Source organism: Dyella flagellata (assembly GCF_030160275.1).
Lineage (GTDB): Bacteria > Pseudomonadota > Gammaproteobacteria > Xanthomonadales > Rhodanobacteraceae > Dyella_B > Dyella_B flagellata.
On sequence record NZ_BSOA01000015.1, the window covers coordinates 92,095 to 106,361 of the forward strand.

Below are 14,267 nucleotides of genomic sequence, written 5' to 3' on the forward strand. Positions count from 1 at the left end.
CATTTAGCAGCCGAGTACAGCGCCATCCATGGCGCTACGCACTTGTTGCTCGGTTCTTCGCGATGTCGGCGGCTTAGTGCTTGGACGCATTCACACTGGCGTCTGCGTTGCCGCCGGATTGCGCAGAAGTGGAGATGCCGCCTCCGGTTGTACCGTGCGAGCCGCTGACATGAGCGTCCGTGTCGGCATGGCCGTTGGCGTTGGCCGTGGCATTGCGGTTCGAAGTCGTGCCGTTGGCACTCGCACCGCCGTGAGCGGAACCAGCGCCCGTCAAGTTGCTCATGCCAGCCGCGCTACCGCTTGAGGTGTTGGACGACTGCGCCGAACTGCCCGATGGCTGCGATGTTTGACTATCCGCTCCGCTGCTGCTGGTGCCCGATGATGATGCCTGCGTGGAATTGCCGGCGGTGTTCGCGCTACCGGCTGCTTGTCCGGCCACGGTCGTGCCTGCATGGGTCACGCCGCCTGTATTGGTTACAGCATTACCAGCGGCATTGCGCGCACGATCGAGCGCTCCTTGGGTGCCGCTTTTGGCGATCGAAGCATCCGAGCGCGCCTGGCCGACCGCCTGCCCTGCAGCTCCCGTCGCGGCTTGACGCGCATTGGCCGCTTGCTCGCCAACCTGGCGGGTCGCCTGGGTTGCGGTGTCCTTCGCCGAAGCGGCGGTTGTCGTCGCGCGTTGGCGTAGACGCTCAGCGCGTCGTTCTGCAGCAATCTGGTTGATGTCCGGCGCACCGAAGTTGGCCATGCCATGTGCTGAACCGCCAACTTGGCCGGCCATCTGACCCATCGCGGGCTGGACCCGGCCGCCCAGCCCACCTGCGAGGCCGCCGCGAAGTACCTGGGCGTGCGCAGTCGCTACGGTGGCCAAGGCAAGGGCACCCGCGCACAGAGCGATAGAGAGAGTCTTGTTGTTGCGGATCGTGTTTCGCATGAGTCGGTTTCCTGCCTGGAGCAAATGCCCGGCTTGCAGGGTCCTGTACGTTTGCGATCAACAGATCCTTCCGCACCTAAGGGCTATGGTTGCTCGGCATTCAGGTTCAAGGCGACAGCAGGCCATGGCCGCAACGCGAGGGATCGAGGGCACGGGCCTCGCCAATCAGTTGTTGCAGTACCTGGGCAGAAGCCCCTTGGGTGGGCGCATCCAGCAAACGGAGCGCCTTACGTGCAACGATCGGTGCCGCAAACGAAGTGCCACGCAACATGTCGCGACCACTACCGATCACACCGGATGCACAGAAGGCCACTTGGTCGCCGCTGGCGGACTCCGGTAGCACGCGATTGTGTGCATCGACACCGCCGACACCGATCACGCCCGGGTAGGCCGCCGGAAACAGGGGCGGGGCGGCGGGGCCATCGTTACCGACTGCGCTGACCAGCACATAGCCACGCGTGAGCATCGCCTGCACGGCGCGCGCGAGTACCGGGTTGTCGGGCCCGACCAGGCTGATATTGATCACCGCCACGTGCTCGTGCGCCATCCACGCGAGCGCTTCAACCAGTTGCGAGGTGGCGCCGCCGACAGTGTCACCGCACCAAAGATCGGCTGCGAACAAGGTGTCCGGCTCGCCGGCGACGAGGCGCGCCGCGACTGCCGTGCCGTGCCGCGACGGTTTTGCCGTGTTGCACCCGTGCTGCTCGATGTGTGCGTGCGCCAAGGCGGGATCGGCAGGGTCGACACCGCCGTCGATCATTCCCACTCGTCGTTCCGCCACGCCCGGCGCGGATACCGAAGAGGTCGTTGCAGGGGCTTCGCTGCTGCTGCCCGCCGGCAGGTAAATATGCTGGTAGGTGAACGTGGCGTTGGGTGCTACCTGTTGCAGGGCACGCATGGCCTGTGTCGTACTGCGGTCGCGTGTGTCATGCAGCACCACGAAATCCAACTCCGGCAGCGCCTCCATCGACGCCTCTGGTCGCTTGGTAAAGCCCGCCGCCAGCACCGCGTCGAGCGGCGCGCCCGACAGGTTCATGGCGAGAAATTCGCCGCGCAGAATCGGCGCTCCGTGCGGGTCAAGATCGACACGCCTGCGTTCATGGCGACGCAAGCTGTCGATCTGCATCTTCCTGGTGAGTTCCAGTGGCTGTTGCAGCAGGTTGTCGACTGCTTGCAGGCTCACACCAGGCACCGCGCCCGGCACGCCAGGGTTGAGGGGAGCCGGCAAACCCGGCAGCCGTTGGCCGAGCACCTGAGCCTGCACCGGCGCCGCACTCATCAGTGTCAGCACGATGGCCAGGCCCGAAACGAACCGAGTACGGCGCAAGCACATCGCCAGAGGCCTCCAGAGCAATCGGGCCGGATGCTAGCATGGCCACGCTCTATCCCCTTGAACCGCGCCGAAGCGCCCCATGGAAGGAATCCGCCCCTCCAAACGTAATGGCAGGTGATGTGTGAATTCGAGCGACGCCATGCGCGAAGGACTGATTGCATTGTTACCGCGCCTGCGTCGGCTGGCGCGGGCGTTGGCGTGGCAAGTTGCGGACGCTGACGACCTGGTGCAGGTGGTGTTGGAGCGGGCATTGGCGCGCGCCGAGCAATGGCGACCCGATGCCGCACTGGACAAATGGGTGTTCGCGATCGCGCGCAACGCATGGCGGGACGAACTGCGTGCACGCAACCGATCGCAAAACCTGTTCGCGCCCGAAGAAGACGGCGACACCGTGGCCGATGTCGCTGCCGCGCCGCCAGCGCAACGACTGGAGTTGGCGATGGCGTTGGCAGCACTCCCGCCGGATCATCGCGAAGTAGTGGCATTGGTACTGGTCGAAGGCACGTCGTACAGCGAGGCCGCCGAGTTGCTTGAAGTGCCCGTGGGAACCGTCACCAGCCGCTTGGCACGCGCTCGCGCCACTTTGCAGGCTCATCTTGGGACAGAAGCATGAATCCTATCGACGACGACATCTTGCAGGCCTATGTGGATGGCGAACTCGACGCTCCCACCGCGGCGCGCATCGATGCCGCGCTGGTGCACGATGAAGTGCTTGCCGATCGCGTGCAGCAGATGCGCGCTTTGCGTACGCAATTGCAGGCCATGTTCGATCCGGTGCTGGACGAACCTGTGCCCGCGCATCTGTCTGCTCTGTTGCAACCATCTGTATCGGCCGCTCGTCGCCGCCCTGCCCGGCGCCGTTGGGTACCAGCAGTTGCACTGGCTGCCTCGCTGGTACTGGTCGCTTTGTCGGTGTGGTGGTGGCGCTCCGATCAGGGCCTGACACGCATGCGGAACGGCCAGCCATACGCCGCCGGCGTCCTCGCCCTCACACTCGACCAAGCGTTGGCGAGCGAACCGAAGGCGCATGCCCCGGTCGCCATCGGCTTGAGTTTTCGTGAGGCCGATGGGCACATTTGCCGCACTTTCGTCGTGCGCACGCCACCCACGCTCGCTGGCCTTGCCTGTCATGGCGATGCGGGCTGGGCATTGCCTGTGCTCGGCGCAGCGGCGCCATCCGAAGAGGGTGAGCTGCGCCAGGCGGCCAGCGCGTTGCCGCCCGAAGTGCAGACGGCGGTTGATGAACGCCTACGCGGCAAGGTTTTCGATGCGAAGCAGGAGCGCGCGGCGCGAGCAGCCGGCTGGCGCTAGCGCGTAGGCGGGGATGGCAATCCCAGCATCGGGATGCCGCATCGAAAGCTGGGATTACCGCTTGCGAGCGAATTGGGGGGGCCTCATCCATATATTCGTCGGACCGTAGATCAGTTAGAACCGCCTAAATACTTGAGCATGCTCTCCCTGTCCGGAAGCTCCGAGCGCTGTATAGACCGGCATCGACCAGATAGCGCTCTGCCCCTTGTTGCACGAACCGTAACCGCATTCGTTCCAGATATAAAAGCTGGAGATACGGTCCGCCGCATCATACAAAGTGGACACCTGGACCGGGCCGTGACCGTCCGCCGCCTTCAGCGTGAATTTCCATTCCCACATCGTGCGTACGTTGGGTAGGGATACGACCGGGCCGGACCCGATAAAGACATATTGCCCGGGAGGAAACGTCACCTGCTTTCCCCGCTCGATCGTCAGGACGTACTCTTTGCCAACCACCCAGGCGTACGGAGCGCTGCGCTCCGAATCCTTGGCATTTTGCATCAGCAGGAGGTCCGAAGCGGGGTTTTCCTCGCGATAATCGGTAGCTCTGCCTCCACGGCTCACCAGGCCGCCCCAATTCATTTGATATTTGCCGCCCACCAACTGAGGCCCGCCGTGCGCCCAGGTCTGGTTGGGAAAGTTGACCTGGATGGCGAAAAAGTTGAGTCCCTGGTTGACGGCATTGGTCACGCGCACATGCGACGTCACCTTGATGATTTCGTTCGGCAACTGCGGGAAGGCTGCATGCGAATGGGGATCGCCCGACTCCGGCCCTATCACGAATGTCGACGACTCAGTTGGTGCACCATGCGCGGCCTGGATAACCCCGACCAAGATGCCTAGCGTCAAAAGAGACTTGAATGAATGGTGGCACTTCATCGTTTTTTCCTTGGGCGTCACGGGTCAGCCTTTTCCGCGTAAAGAAGATTGATCTCATAGCCATCCATGCCAAGGCGTCCCTGGTCGATCACGGCGCGGCCGTCGTCGCAGGGAATATTTCGCTGCAATATCCGAAAGTAAGCAGCATTGCGCACACCATTCAGATGCCCATGATTGCTTGCATAGTAGGGAAATGATTCCGGATGCAAAGTCCATTGTGCGGCCCTGGCGTAGGCCAGGCTCAGCAGGTGACCTGCATCGCCTTTGTATACATCGATCCCTTCAATGCGGAAGATCTCCGCCGCCAGCGCAGTTGGATACAGTGCGTAGTGCGTATAGGACAGGCCATTGACGCCCTTGTCGGGTCCACCACAATAGTTGGAGGTATTGCTTCGGCAAATTTCCGCCGCCATCGATCCATCCGGTGCAACTTGGCTCAGCATCAATGCCCGCCAGCGCTGCGCGGCTTTCTGCATCAAGCTTTGATCACGCAAATAGACCGCGCTGCTTGCCTCAAGCAGCACTCCCCAGTTGCCAAAGTTGTTGGCATGTGACGCTGTCGAAATCGGCAATACACGCTGACGCACGAATGCACGGAACGCAGCATCATTCCACTGGGCATCGGTGCGAACCATCGCTGCGGCCAATGCATACTCGGGGAACGTGAAATTGAAATCGGCAACCCCTTGACCCTGGCCGATGCGTTGCACATTCGCCGCCCAGGCATCGAGTATCCGCTCGCCGACTACGGCGTAACGCCGGTCGCCACTGATGGCAAAACACAGCGCTTCACGGTAAGCCGCATGGCCATCGTCCGTGAACGGCTTGGCGATGCGCTGCTCACCTTCGCGGTCGACGTAATGCTGAGGCGGTGAAAAATCGCTTACCGGATGCGGCACATAGCCGATATCGCGATCGCAGGCATTGCGCAGCGGCTGCCATCGTGCAGGCGTGGCGCGCAACGATTCGATGTCGCCCATGCTCGGCCAGGCGGCTGAACCAGACGATGCAAGAGTCACCTCCGGTGTCGATGCCGCGCTGTGGCGAACGGCATCGCTGGCGCACCCCGAAGCCATGAGGATAGCAACCATGACCACCGCACGAAGCCAAGGGCCGCGATGTCCGGCACCAAGTCCACCAATATCCCGTTTCACGCCGCGACCTATTTGCCTGTTAGTCATCTATTCGACCCTGAAGAAACGCTTTGCGCTCTGGCAAGGTAGCGAGCCCCGAATGGTAAAGCCGTGGAACATGGCTTTTCCATCACTCATCGCCAGGAACCGGCAAGCGCGCCTTGTTGCGCTCGCCGGCGATCAAATGGCTACGACGTGATCGCTGCTTGGGGAACGCAGCTCCAAAGGGGCCGGATGACCGAACGGCCCTGGAGCGACGCGTGGCAATTTATCTACGAGTAAGGCGAACGGGACCTGTCCGCCCGGAGCACGATACTCGCGTGACGGTCGGACGTCCGCGGACTGTCCACGGACAGACCCACGGCATACTTGCGGTACCCGCAAATGGTGTAGATGCAAGGGTGGGCTCCGTCGTCGCTATTGGCGCGCGCCTTGCTGAGTACTTCCACAAATGCGTTCATCAAGAGGATTTCTGTTCATGCGTCACGGATTGTTGTGGTTTATTGCGGCACTCGCCTCCTGCATTGCCCTGCCCAACCTCCACGCGGAGGAACCGCCCTCTCCGCACAACCGGGCGGAGGCCGTAAAGATCATTGCCGACATGCAACGCATCGTCACGCCCGACGGCATCGATCTGCACGAGAAGGTGCGCATCGGCGGCATCGACCAATGGGTCAGCATTCGCGGCAGCGATCGCCACAATCCCGTATTGCTGATGATCCACGGCGGCCCTGGCTGGGTATCCATGCCGACCAGCTGGTACTTCCAACGCGGCTGGGAGGAGTACTTCACTGTGGTGCAATGGGATCAACGAGGCGCCGGCAGCACCTACGCCGCAAACGACCCGGCAGCCGTTGCTCCCACGATGACACCGGAACGCATGATCGGCGACGCCGAGGAAATGGTAGCGTGGCTGCGCAAGGAATTTGGGCAGAAGAAGATCTTCGTGCTCGGCCACTCCTGGGGCTCCTACCTCGGGCTGGAGCTCGCGCAGCGCCATCCCGATTGGCTCTACGCCTATATAGGCATCGGCCAGATGACCAACATGCCCGAGAGCGAGCGTGAGGGTTGGGCGTTTGCGATGCGGGAGGCCCGCAAGGCCGGCAACACCAAGGCCATCCAGGAACTGCAGTCCATTGCCCCCTACGCCCAGGGAACCGATCCGGCACCGCTCGCCAGCGTGATGACGCAAAGAAAGTGGCTCAACCAATATGGCGGCATGGTCTACCGGCGAACCGGTGGCGATGCGGAAGCCGCAGCCATGTCGCTATCCCCTGAATACACCGACCGCGACCTGGAGGCGGTCGGCGTTGCCAGCCAATATTCGGTTGGCAAGCTGCTCACTACGGCGCTCACGGTCGATTTCAGTAATGTGCGGCATATCGACTGTCCCGTGTTCCTCTTTCTCGGCAGACACGACTACAACGTCTCGTCCAACGTCGCCGCGGCCTGGTTCGGGAAACTGCAGGCGCCATCGAAGCGGCTGGTATGGTTCGAAAATTCCGCGCATGAAGTCATGACGGAAGAGCCGGGCAAGACGCTGATCTCACTGGTGGAGTATGTGCGCCCACTCGCCGATGGAGGCTCCAGAGGTGCCAAGTAGCGCTGGGATGACAATCCCAGCACCGGGATGCCACATGGAAAGCTGGGATTGTCATCCCAGCCTACGTGCTCATGAACCTTTACGTCGACTCTTGACCTCAAGCACCCGCGTCACTTTGATAACGCGCTGACACACACCGAGGTTGCCATAGTGTCCGATCGGACCGACAACCCCCTGAACCACCACGTCGGAAGATCCCGACCCTCCCGCCAACTCGGCAAGCAACATATCGCCATCAACACACCAATGCTCATCCATTCCTTGTGGCGTCAGGTACGCATATTCAAAGTTGTAGAAGTAAGAGCCCGCGTACGTACTGCCGACCTTCGATGTAGTCGCACAGGCGCTCAATGCGATTGAAAGCAGCAAACACCAGGGGCGGCATTTCATGACATATCCCTTGTTGGGGTGCCGGCTCGGATCGAAAGCAGACGTCACTTTTCTTTTGGTTCGCTTGTCATTCGATACGAAACATTTTGAACGGACTTCAGATCGATGACCCAATGAGGCCGCTTCCAACGTTTTCGTAAAACGCCGAAAAAATCCGCTTCCACAACTTTGCCCACCTCACACCCTGCCCCTAAAATCCTCATCAGCCGTAACACTCGCGACCGCTTCGTGTCGGAAGCGGATATGGAAATCTACGTTATACAGTGCGCCTTAGGCACCTGCATCAGCTGACGCCATTTTCTATATGTTTGACGGCTCAGCGTTGCGAGGTTCGGCCTGCTTCGCGGGCAGCGGAGGCACGAGGAGCGCGGAGATGTTCGCGGCCCCCAACAGAACAATGAGGCCAAGGGCAGTGCTCGCAACCCCATGGTTCACGAAGGCCATGGCAGTAGCACTAATGGAGTAACTACCTGCATGAACGTTGTATGCCGTGACGAACTCCCGAAGGCCATAGAATATTTCAGAAGCGGCAAGGTAGCGAAGGACGAGCGTAAACCACATCCGCGGTGACATCGATTGAATCTCCTTTACGAAAAGGTCTATCAACTGCATTAAGCAGCGCGTAGGCTGGGATGGCAATCCCAGCATCTGGATGCCGCATGGAAAGCTGGGATTAATCCCAGCCTACGTGCTGACATGTTCGCGCTAACCGGCCACAGCTACCGCGCCCTCTTGAGAAAATCGAAGACAAGGTTCTTGAACCAGATGTGCACCCAAGGCAGATGCGTCTCCAAGACGTGGCGGTCTTCGGCAGCTACGACCTCGTCCCCGAAAACTGTTTCGATATGGACCTTGTCGCGGACGGGGGCGTGGGAAAATCGAAGGATGCCGCCCTTGGGGTAGCTGAGTTGTCGCATGTTGAACAGCACTATGCCAAGGCTGTTGACACCATCTCCGACACGTTCGATGCGCGACTGGTAGTTGTCGTTGAAGCGGACTCGGAATGAGTCCAATTCCGGCCGCAATAAGCCATCACGAAAGTGGTGCCATGCATAGGCCTCCTGAGACTGAAACGACGGCGTCTCTGGGGCCGACTGGCGTTCCTTCTGGATGACTAATTCGAACTCCTGCATTACCTGCTCGATAAATCGATCATCATCCGCGGACATTCGACTCCCCCTGTGTTTGGTTTTTTGGCAACGTAAGTTGCCCTAAGTTGCATCGACACGCTTGCTCTGATTGGCGCGCAGGCTGGGATGACAATCCCAGCATCATGATGCCGCATGGAAAGCTAGGATTATCATCCCAGCCTACACGCTACCGATTCGCCACCTCAGTAATCGCGAATATCCAGCGCAATAAAGCAACGTGCGCTATATCCCTTCTCCGTTGACGGCCAGGTCAACTGGCCCATCAGCTGATCACCACCCTGCCATGGCTGGTTGTCCAGCAATGCCCCGGTAACCACCGAACCGTCATCGTTGCGGCGATAGAACAGACGGACCCAGTGCAATTCACCGCTCAATGATTCCTTGCCAAGTGCCTCATGCAACCCCGGCAACAAGCCTTCGGGCGGTGTCACACCGTCACGGTCGAACGCTAGTGGGCCGGCGAATACATCCCAACTGCGCATGCCAAGCTCCCAGCTTTGCAGCTGAATGCGGCGATCGTCGGTGACGTACCAGCATGCCGCCAACAGCACGTGCAAGACATCGCGCTCGAACGCCTTCAGTGCATCCCGCGCACCGGCTTCACCCCGGCCCTGGCCGGCAAAGCTCTCCTCGACATGGCGCTCTTCGCCGATCACCACATCGACATCCAACCAGCCCGGCTCACCTTGTTCGCCCTCATGCCAGCTGCCGCGCACGGCGGGAAAATCGCCATCCGTGGTGAGCCACTCTTCATCCGATTCCAGTTCCACGCCGTGGCGCTCAAAGAGTCGAAGCAATTCAGTTTGCACGGCGTTGTCGTTCATCGGATGACTCCTGGGCTGTCAGCCGCGACAGCCTCTCACAAATGGGCAGTGGCTCCCAGCCTCGCGACCATCTTCGATAGAGGTGTCTGGGGAATACTAGGCGTTCAACCGGGCCAGCAAGAAGTCTATCGCGCTGCGCAGCTTGGCTGTGGGGCGCGCGTCTTGCGCGTAAATCAGATACATCGGAGAGGGTGACAGCGACCATTCGGGAAGCACGGGAATCAGCCGGCCAGCGGCGAGGTCATCGGCGAGTACGGCTTCGGGTTGCAATACGATGCCAGCCCCATTCAATGCGGCGATGCGAAGCGCGTTGCCTTGATTGGCGGTGAAACGGCTTCGCACGGTGACCTGGCAGGTAGTGCCGGCCGGCCCAACGAACAGCCATTGGTCAAATCTTCGCCAATATGAGGGGCCAAGGCAGTCGTGCGTACTCAATTGCTCCGGGTGCCCAGGCTGGCCATGACGATCCAGATAGCTGGCCGATGCTGCGAGTATTCGGCGATAAGGACGCAATGGGCGCGCGACGATGCCTTGCTCGTTGATATCACCAATATGGATACCTAGCTCAAAGCCCCCGTCGACAAGTTGCGGGCGGCGATTGTCCAGGGTCAGTTCGATGCTGATCTCCGGATACCGGGCCATGTAGTCGCTCAGTGCCGGCACGAGAATGTGACTACCGAAGCTGACCGGCGCGATCACGCGCAGTTGCCCGCGCGGGGTCGCTTGCAGCTCCGATGCGCTTGCTTCGGCGAGTTCCACTTCCGCGAGCACGTGCTTGCAGCGCTCGTAGTACAAGCGCCCCACGTCCGAAAGCTGCTGGCGCCGCGTCGTGCGATGAAGCAGGCGCGCTCCCAGTCGTTGTTCGATGTCGTTGATGTGCTTGGCGACCATGGTTGCCGACACCCGGCTCGCCTCCGCGGCGGCGGCGAAACTTCCGCTTTCCACCACGCGAACGAACATTTCCATGTTGGCCAGCTTGTTCACGATTAACAACCCATAGGTTTGGAATGGGTGAAATCATCGCATATTTATCAAGCAGACCAAGGCGGACATCATGACGCACCGCCGGCCCCGGCGCGCCTATCCCAGGGGGTTACTGTGCCAAGCTTTCAACTCGATCTACCCTGCGTGGATCTGAGGATGCTGACCAAGCGGCCGGGCCATAGAGGAGCGAAAACCGTGAGCACCGACAATGCGCCGTACCACGCGCATATCTATTTCGAACCGTCCCAACGGGGCCTGGCCGCTACGGCACAGACGCTCCTGCGCGATTCCATGGACTCGGGAAAAATCCCCACGCTCTTGTTCGTAGGCCAACTCAAGAGCGGCAAGGAAGGACCGCACCCCATCCCGCAGTTTGAAATTCATTTCACGAAAGAGGCGCTGCCGGCCATTGTCGACTTCATCAAGGCATCGGGCTTCCGGGCGCTCGTTCACCCGCTAACCGATGACGACCTTGCCGATCACACAAGTTTGGCCCATTGGATCGGCGAACCGTTGGAACTCGATCTGACAACGCTGGACCCGCCGGGAAAAAACCAAGGCATTGCGCGCTTCGGGAAAGCGGACTTCTGACGCTTTTGGCGCGCGCGTATTCCCATCGTCGAGTTGATCGATAAATGAAAGCAGGCACCCAGGCCATCTGCCTGGGTGCCTCGTGATGTCAACGCGCCCCTGCTCGCACGTACCTAGTTGGCATGCCCGCCAAGATTTACGTTGAGGCTTTGCTGCAGGTTGAGCAATTCGGCGGAGTAGGCGGAGTCGAAGGCCATCCGCGGGTCCTCGTTGTGGACCTGATTGCTCAAGGACTCGGCCTGCCCGGCGCCATAGTCGTATAACGTGCGGGCCATGGCGATACTGGGGCGGTCGGGATTTTGAGTCATGTCGTCATACAGCGCCCCAGCCAGATTTTGAACCAGCTGGTCGCCCTCGCCCAGTGGAATCTTGCCGACGATCGGCCCGAGCGGGGTCACGCCGATGATCTTGCTGACCATGTCGGTGAAATCTTTCTTGGATGCCGCGTTAGCATTGATCTGCGCGTCGTATTTGGTCAACGCCATGGCTGTTGCACCGGAGACGGCTGACGTGAAGCGGCCGAGCTGCTGCATGGCACGCTCCTGGTCCTGTGTACTGACCCCAGGTTGCTGGGCACGGTCGATAAAAGTTTGTGCGGCGTTGTTCATCTCGGTGCGAATGGCTGGCACAAGGTCACGCGAGCGGTCGAGCCAGATGTCCTTCGCATTCGGATTGAGCACCGTCTGGCTCATGAATTTGGCCAGCACATCGGTGTGCATCGGCGTGCCATCAGCCCCCACGCCCGTGTAGCGATCCACCAGTTCCTGTCCATAACTGGTGAACAAACGGCCTTCGGCGACCAAGGCCTGGTTGCGCCACTCTGTGGCGGTCGGGGTATCCGGCAGCTTGCTGTATGGATCTTTGTCGCTGAGATTGACCAAGGCCTCGAAAGCCTGGGCGCGTGCGTCGGGCGTACTCAGGTTGCGCGACATCATGCTGGGATCGGTGGTGAAGAACATCGCCGCACTCGCACGATCCAGCCCGCTGTTGCCATTGCGCGCCCACAGTTCATCGGCAAGCACCTCACATACCCCATTGGGCTCGCGTGTGCTGGTGCCCCACTGCAGAGTGGCCATGAAACGCTGCCCACCATTTCCCGCTCCATTGCTATCGGCGATGTGCAGCAGGTCGTCCTTGTTGACGGCACCGTCGCTATAGGCCTGCTGGACGGCATCGGCAATGGTCTGCTGATCAGTCTGCAGCGAGGCTTGATCGCCCGTTGCAGAGCGCACCGCGTCATTGGCAAAGAAGCGGACCTGCTGTCCATTTTCGCGCGCCAGGGTCTGGATGATCTGGTCGCGCTCGGCCTGGTTCAGGTTCGGATTGCGCATGAAATTGGCCAGCTGCGACTGGTTGATCGGCACATCCGGGCGGATCATGCGCAACGCCGCATCAACCTTGGTTTGATCGACCTGGTTGTCGGTCGGCGAAACGTCGTAGCGGGCAGCGATGGCATCGACGGGAAAGGACATGGCGTCAAGACCTCCTTCGACATTAGCGACCGAGAAGGTAGGCCGACCTAGATGGGAGCGAAACTAGGGCTTTCCCCAGGCTCAGCGAGGATAAGTAGCTCGGGTCGCCGACGTGCCGAAAAAGCGCCCTAGCCAGTCAAAGCGTAGGATACGGTGCCGCATTCAGCAGCATGATGCGCCGTTCGGTAGCGTCCAGTTGGGTTCCATCCTTTCGCCGCAACACATCCTTTCGGGTAACCAGCAGCTCATCGCTGATGACGACACCGTTTACGAAGGTGGTGTAGCCCTTCCAGTGGGACAACCCGGGGACCACCGCAAATGTTTCCTTCACGCCACCATGAGTCAGCTCAACCGTAGCCGGGTCGCTTTCCGAATACGCGCCCGCGGAGTCTCCCTCCCGCATCAGCGTCACGCTGTGGTTGGCCGGATCGATACGAACCACGGTGACCGTTTGGGTGCCATCGCTGCCACCAAGCTCCCAGGCTGTCTTGAGGTCGACCTTCCAGCTCGCGCCGGCTGAAATTCGCGCAGGTGCCACGCCCCACAGAGCTGGGTTGTAGAGCAGTCCGCTGGCTTCAAGATAGGGCTGGCATTTCGTAAGGGCGCCATTGGTGATGGAACAGTAAGTGGCGCCCAGATCGCGCAGCGCATCCTCATCCTGCCCATGCTGTTGGCCACCATAGCTCCATGCGGACTGGAAGTGCCACTCACCCGGCGAAGCGGAGATCACGCGATAGTCTGCCGAACCACCGTTACGACTCAAGCGATCGTCATAGCCCGGCGCACTGATCGAGCGATAGATCGAGAACACATTGCTGTACGTCCGGCCCACCGACAACTGGGGCGTAAGGTCATTGCCGCCAGGGGCATTGGTAGCCATGACTGGACTGGCCAAACCCAAGGCCAGCAGGAGTACGCCTGAGGAGTACGACGCCATGGTGCCCACCCATTTTGAGGTTACCTTGCCGCCGCAGACGCTAGGGCCGGCATGGATGGAGCGTCATGTGCTTGAAGTCATCAGGATGTTGCTGATCGCACGTAGGCTGGGATGATAATCCCAGCTTTCGTGCATGGGCTGAATGCTGGGATTTCATCCCAGCCTACGGTTCTGGCGGAGGTGAAGGCGGCTGCAGCTTCTCCGCCAGTTTCTCAAGCGAGGTGATCTCCTCGTTCAGCTCGTCGTGCAGCTCGCTTTGATGGGTCATCAAGGTCTCGATCGTTCCGCTTTGCTTGAGCTTCTTCAGCTCACCGTCGAACAGCAACCATTGTGCTGTTAGGGCCTCGACGTTGTTCTTCGCGTAGTGGCGCATCTCTTTGAGCTGCGCGATGGAGTCGTTGACGTGTTCGAGCGGAGTCTTCGCGTTCTCGGACATGGCGGCATCTCACGTTTCGTCCGCGTTTCAGGATAGTCGCGCAAAGCTGGCTGGAACCGAAACGAGGGAACTCATAGGGGATCCATGCCAGCCTCTCCCACTTTCCTGCGCCGGGCGAGCCCAGGCCGCCGGTGCGCCTGGAAAGCCCAGCGTCCGCCCCGAAGCGACCTTCGGAAGTTGACCGAACCTTGCTCCGGCCGCGACAAGCTCACAAAGTGCCGACAGCCTCTCAACCAACCATCAGGGAGGCCTTTGCGTGTACGATTCCTCCACGCCAAGTCAGCCCGAT

At 60.5% G+C, this 14,267-nt stretch carries 16 protein-coding genes; 5 read left to right on the forward strand and 11 right to left on the reverse strand.

All coding sequences use genetic code 11. From position 1 onward, the window contains the following. Positions 1-73 precede the first annotated feature (73 nt). Complete coding sequence (locus tag QQJ96_RS09350; RefSeq protein ID WP_284331722.1) at positions 74-934, reverse strand: hypothetical protein; 861 nt, start codon at positions 932-934, stop codon at positions 74-76. Between the two features lie 106 nt (positions 935-1,040). Then, the gene (locus tag QQJ96_RS09355) at positions 1,041-2,267 is read right to left on the reverse strand and encodes a S8 family serine peptidase (protein WP_404649284.1); all 1,227 of its coding nucleotides are present in this window, start codon (positions 2,265-2,267) and stop codon (positions 1,041-1,043) included. A 121-nt stretch (positions 2,268-2,388) separates the two neighbouring features. Here QQJ96_RS09355 and QQJ96_RS09360 point away from each other — a divergent pair, with 121 nt between their 5' ends. Both QQJ96_RS09360 and QQJ96_RS09365 read left to right on the forward strand, forming a co-directional pair. Beyond that, positions 2,389-2,880 carry an RNA polymerase sigma factor gene (locus QQJ96_RS09360; RefSeq protein WP_284331724.1) on the forward strand — a complete coding sequence of 164 codons (492 nt, stop codon included), beginning with the start codon at positions 2,389-2,391 and terminating at the stop codon, positions 2,878-2,880. Continuing rightward, positions 2,877-3,578 (forward strand): anti-sigma factor family protein, encoded by a 702-nt coding sequence (locus QQJ96_RS09365; protein WP_284331725.1) that lies wholly within the window; start codon positions 2,877-2,879, stop codon positions 3,576-3,578. The genes QQJ96_RS09360 and QQJ96_RS09365 overlap by 4 nt, the downstream gene beginning before the upstream one ends. Before the next feature lie 114 nt (positions 3,579-3,692). On the opposite strand, the gene QQJ96_RS09370 is transcribed toward QQJ96_RS09365, so the two are convergent. Both QQJ96_RS09370 and QQJ96_RS09375 read right to left on the reverse strand, forming a co-directional pair. Continuing rightward, positions 3,693-4,478 (reverse strand): hypothetical protein, encoded by a 786-nt coding sequence (locus QQJ96_RS09370; RefSeq protein ID WP_284331726.1) that lies wholly within the window; start codon positions 4,476-4,478, stop codon positions 3,693-3,695. Then, the gene (locus QQJ96_RS09375; RefSeq protein WP_284331727.1) at positions 4,475-5,548 is read right to left on the reverse strand and encodes an alginate lyase family protein; all 1,074 of its coding nucleotides are present in this window, start codon (positions 5,546-5,548) and stop codon (positions 4,475-4,477) included. The genes QQJ96_RS09370 and QQJ96_RS09375 overlap by 4 nt, the downstream gene beginning before the upstream one ends. A 520-nt stretch (positions 5,549-6,068) precedes the next feature. Here QQJ96_RS09375 and QQJ96_RS09380 point away from each other — a divergent pair. Further along, positions 6,069-7,193 (forward strand): alpha/beta hydrolase, encoded by a 1,125-nt coding sequence (locus QQJ96_RS09380; RefSeq protein ID WP_284331728.1) that lies wholly within the window; start codon positions 6,069-6,071, stop codon positions 7,191-7,193. 69 nt (positions 7,194-7,262) lie between these two features. Here the strand turns inward: QQJ96_RS09380 and QQJ96_RS09385 are convergent, their stop codons facing one another. From QQJ96_RS09385 to QQJ96_RS09400, 4 genes are all read right to left on the reverse strand, one after another. After that, complete coding sequence (locus tag QQJ96_RS09385) at positions 7,263-7,583, reverse strand: hypothetical protein (protein ID WP_284331729.1); 321 nt, start codon at positions 7,581-7,583, stop codon at positions 7,263-7,265. 719 nt (positions 7,584-8,302) lie between these two features. Beyond that, positions 8,303-8,752, reverse strand: a complete 450-nt coding sequence (locus QQJ96_RS09390; protein ID WP_284331730.1) for a hypothetical protein — start codon at positions 8,750-8,752, stop codon at positions 8,303-8,305. A gap of 164 nt (positions 8,753-8,916) precedes the next feature. Next, positions 8,917-9,558: a DUF6348 family protein gene (locus QQJ96_RS09395; RefSeq protein ID WP_284331731.1), complete on the reverse strand. Its 642-nt coding sequence runs from the start codon at positions 9,556-9,558 to the stop codon at positions 8,917-8,919. A 96-nt stretch (positions 9,559-9,654) separates the two neighbouring features. Then, positions 9,655-10,542, reverse strand: a complete 888-nt coding sequence (locus tag QQJ96_RS09400) for a LysR substrate-binding domain-containing protein (protein WP_284331732.1) — start codon at positions 10,540-10,542, stop codon at positions 9,655-9,657. Positions 10,543-10,737: 195 nt separating this feature from the next. On the opposite strand from QQJ96_RS09400, the gene QQJ96_RS09405 reads away from it, so the two are divergent. After that, complete coding sequence (locus QQJ96_RS09405) at positions 10,738-11,133, forward strand: DOPA 4,5-dioxygenase family protein (RefSeq protein ID WP_284331733.1); 396 nt, start codon at positions 10,738-10,740, stop codon at positions 11,131-11,133. Positions 11,134-11,246: 113 nt separating this feature from the next. On the opposite strand, the gene QQJ96_RS09410 is transcribed toward QQJ96_RS09405, so the two are convergent. Beyond that, positions 11,247-12,605, reverse strand: a complete 1,359-nt coding sequence (locus tag QQJ96_RS09410; RefSeq protein ID WP_284331734.1) for a hypothetical protein — start codon at positions 12,603-12,605, stop codon at positions 11,247-11,249. Between the two features lie 136 nt (positions 12,606-12,741). Further along, entirely contained in the window at positions 12,742-13,485 is a 744-nt protein-coding gene (locus QQJ96_RS09415) for a hypothetical protein (RefSeq protein WP_284331735.1), read from the reverse strand. Between QQJ96_RS09415 and QQJ96_RS09420 the strand changes: the two genes are divergently transcribed. Next, positions 13,484-13,657, forward strand: coding sequence for a hypothetical protein (locus QQJ96_RS09420; RefSeq protein ID WP_284331736.1), 174 nt, complete (start codon positions 13,484-13,486; stop codon positions 13,655-13,657). The genes QQJ96_RS09415 and QQJ96_RS09420 overlap by 2 nt on opposite strands. A 48-nt stretch (positions 13,658-13,705) precedes the next feature. On the opposite strand, the gene QQJ96_RS09425 is transcribed toward QQJ96_RS09420, so the two are convergent. Beyond that, positions 13,706-13,978: a hypothetical protein gene (locus QQJ96_RS09425; RefSeq protein ID WP_284331737.1), complete on the reverse strand. Its 273-nt coding sequence runs from the start codon at positions 13,976-13,978 to the stop codon at positions 13,706-13,708. Positions 13,979-14,267: the final 289 nt, after the last annotated feature.

Bases quoted from the DNA above. Each gene is read 5' to 3' on its own strand.
- QQJ96_RS09350 (WP_284331722.1), bottom strand. From the start codon at position 934: ATGCGAAACACGATCCGCAACAACAAGACTCTCTCTATCGCTCTGTGC.
- QQJ96_RS09355 (WP_404649284.1), bottom strand. From the start codon at position 2,267: ATGTGCTTGCGCCGTACTCGGTTCGTTTCGGGCCTGGCCATCGTGCTG.
- QQJ96_RS09365 (WP_284331725.1), top strand. From the start codon at position 2,877: ATGAATCCTATCGACGACGACATCTTGCAGGCCTATGTGGATGGCGAA.
- QQJ96_RS09375 (WP_284331727.1), bottom strand. From the start codon at position 5,548: ATGGTTGCTATCCTCATGGCTTCGGGGTGCGCCAGCGATGCCGTTCGC.
- QQJ96_RS09380 (WP_284331728.1), top strand. From the start codon at position 6,069: ATGCGTCACGGATTGTTGTGGTTTATTGCGGCACTCGCCTCCTGCATT.
- QQJ96_RS09385 (WP_284331729.1), bottom strand. From the start codon at position 7,583: ATGAAATGCCGCCCCTGGTGTTTGCTGCTTTCAATCGCATTGAGCGCC.
- QQJ96_RS09390 (WP_284331730.1), bottom strand. From the start codon at position 8,752: ATGTCCGCGGATGATGATCGATTTATCGAGCAGGTAATGCAGGAGTTC.
- QQJ96_RS09395 (WP_284331731.1), bottom strand. From the start codon at position 9,558: ATGAACGACAACGCCGTGCAAACTGAATTGCTTCGACTCTTTGAGCGC.
- QQJ96_RS09410 (WP_284331734.1), bottom strand. From the start codon at position 12,605: ATGTCCTTTCCCGTCGATGCCATCGCTGCCCGCTACGACGTTTCGCCG.
- QQJ96_RS09420 (WP_284331736.1), top strand. From the start codon at position 13,484: ATGACTGGACTGGCCAAACCCAAGGCCAGCAGGAGTACGCCTGAGGAG.
- QQJ96_RS09415 (WP_284331735.1), bottom strand. From the start codon at position 13,485: ATGGCTACCAATGCCCCTGGCGGCAATGACCTTACGCCCCAGTTGTCG.
- QQJ96_RS09425 (WP_284331737.1), bottom strand. From the start codon at position 13,978: ATGTCCGAGAACGCGAAGACTCCGCTCGAACACGTCAACGACTCCATC.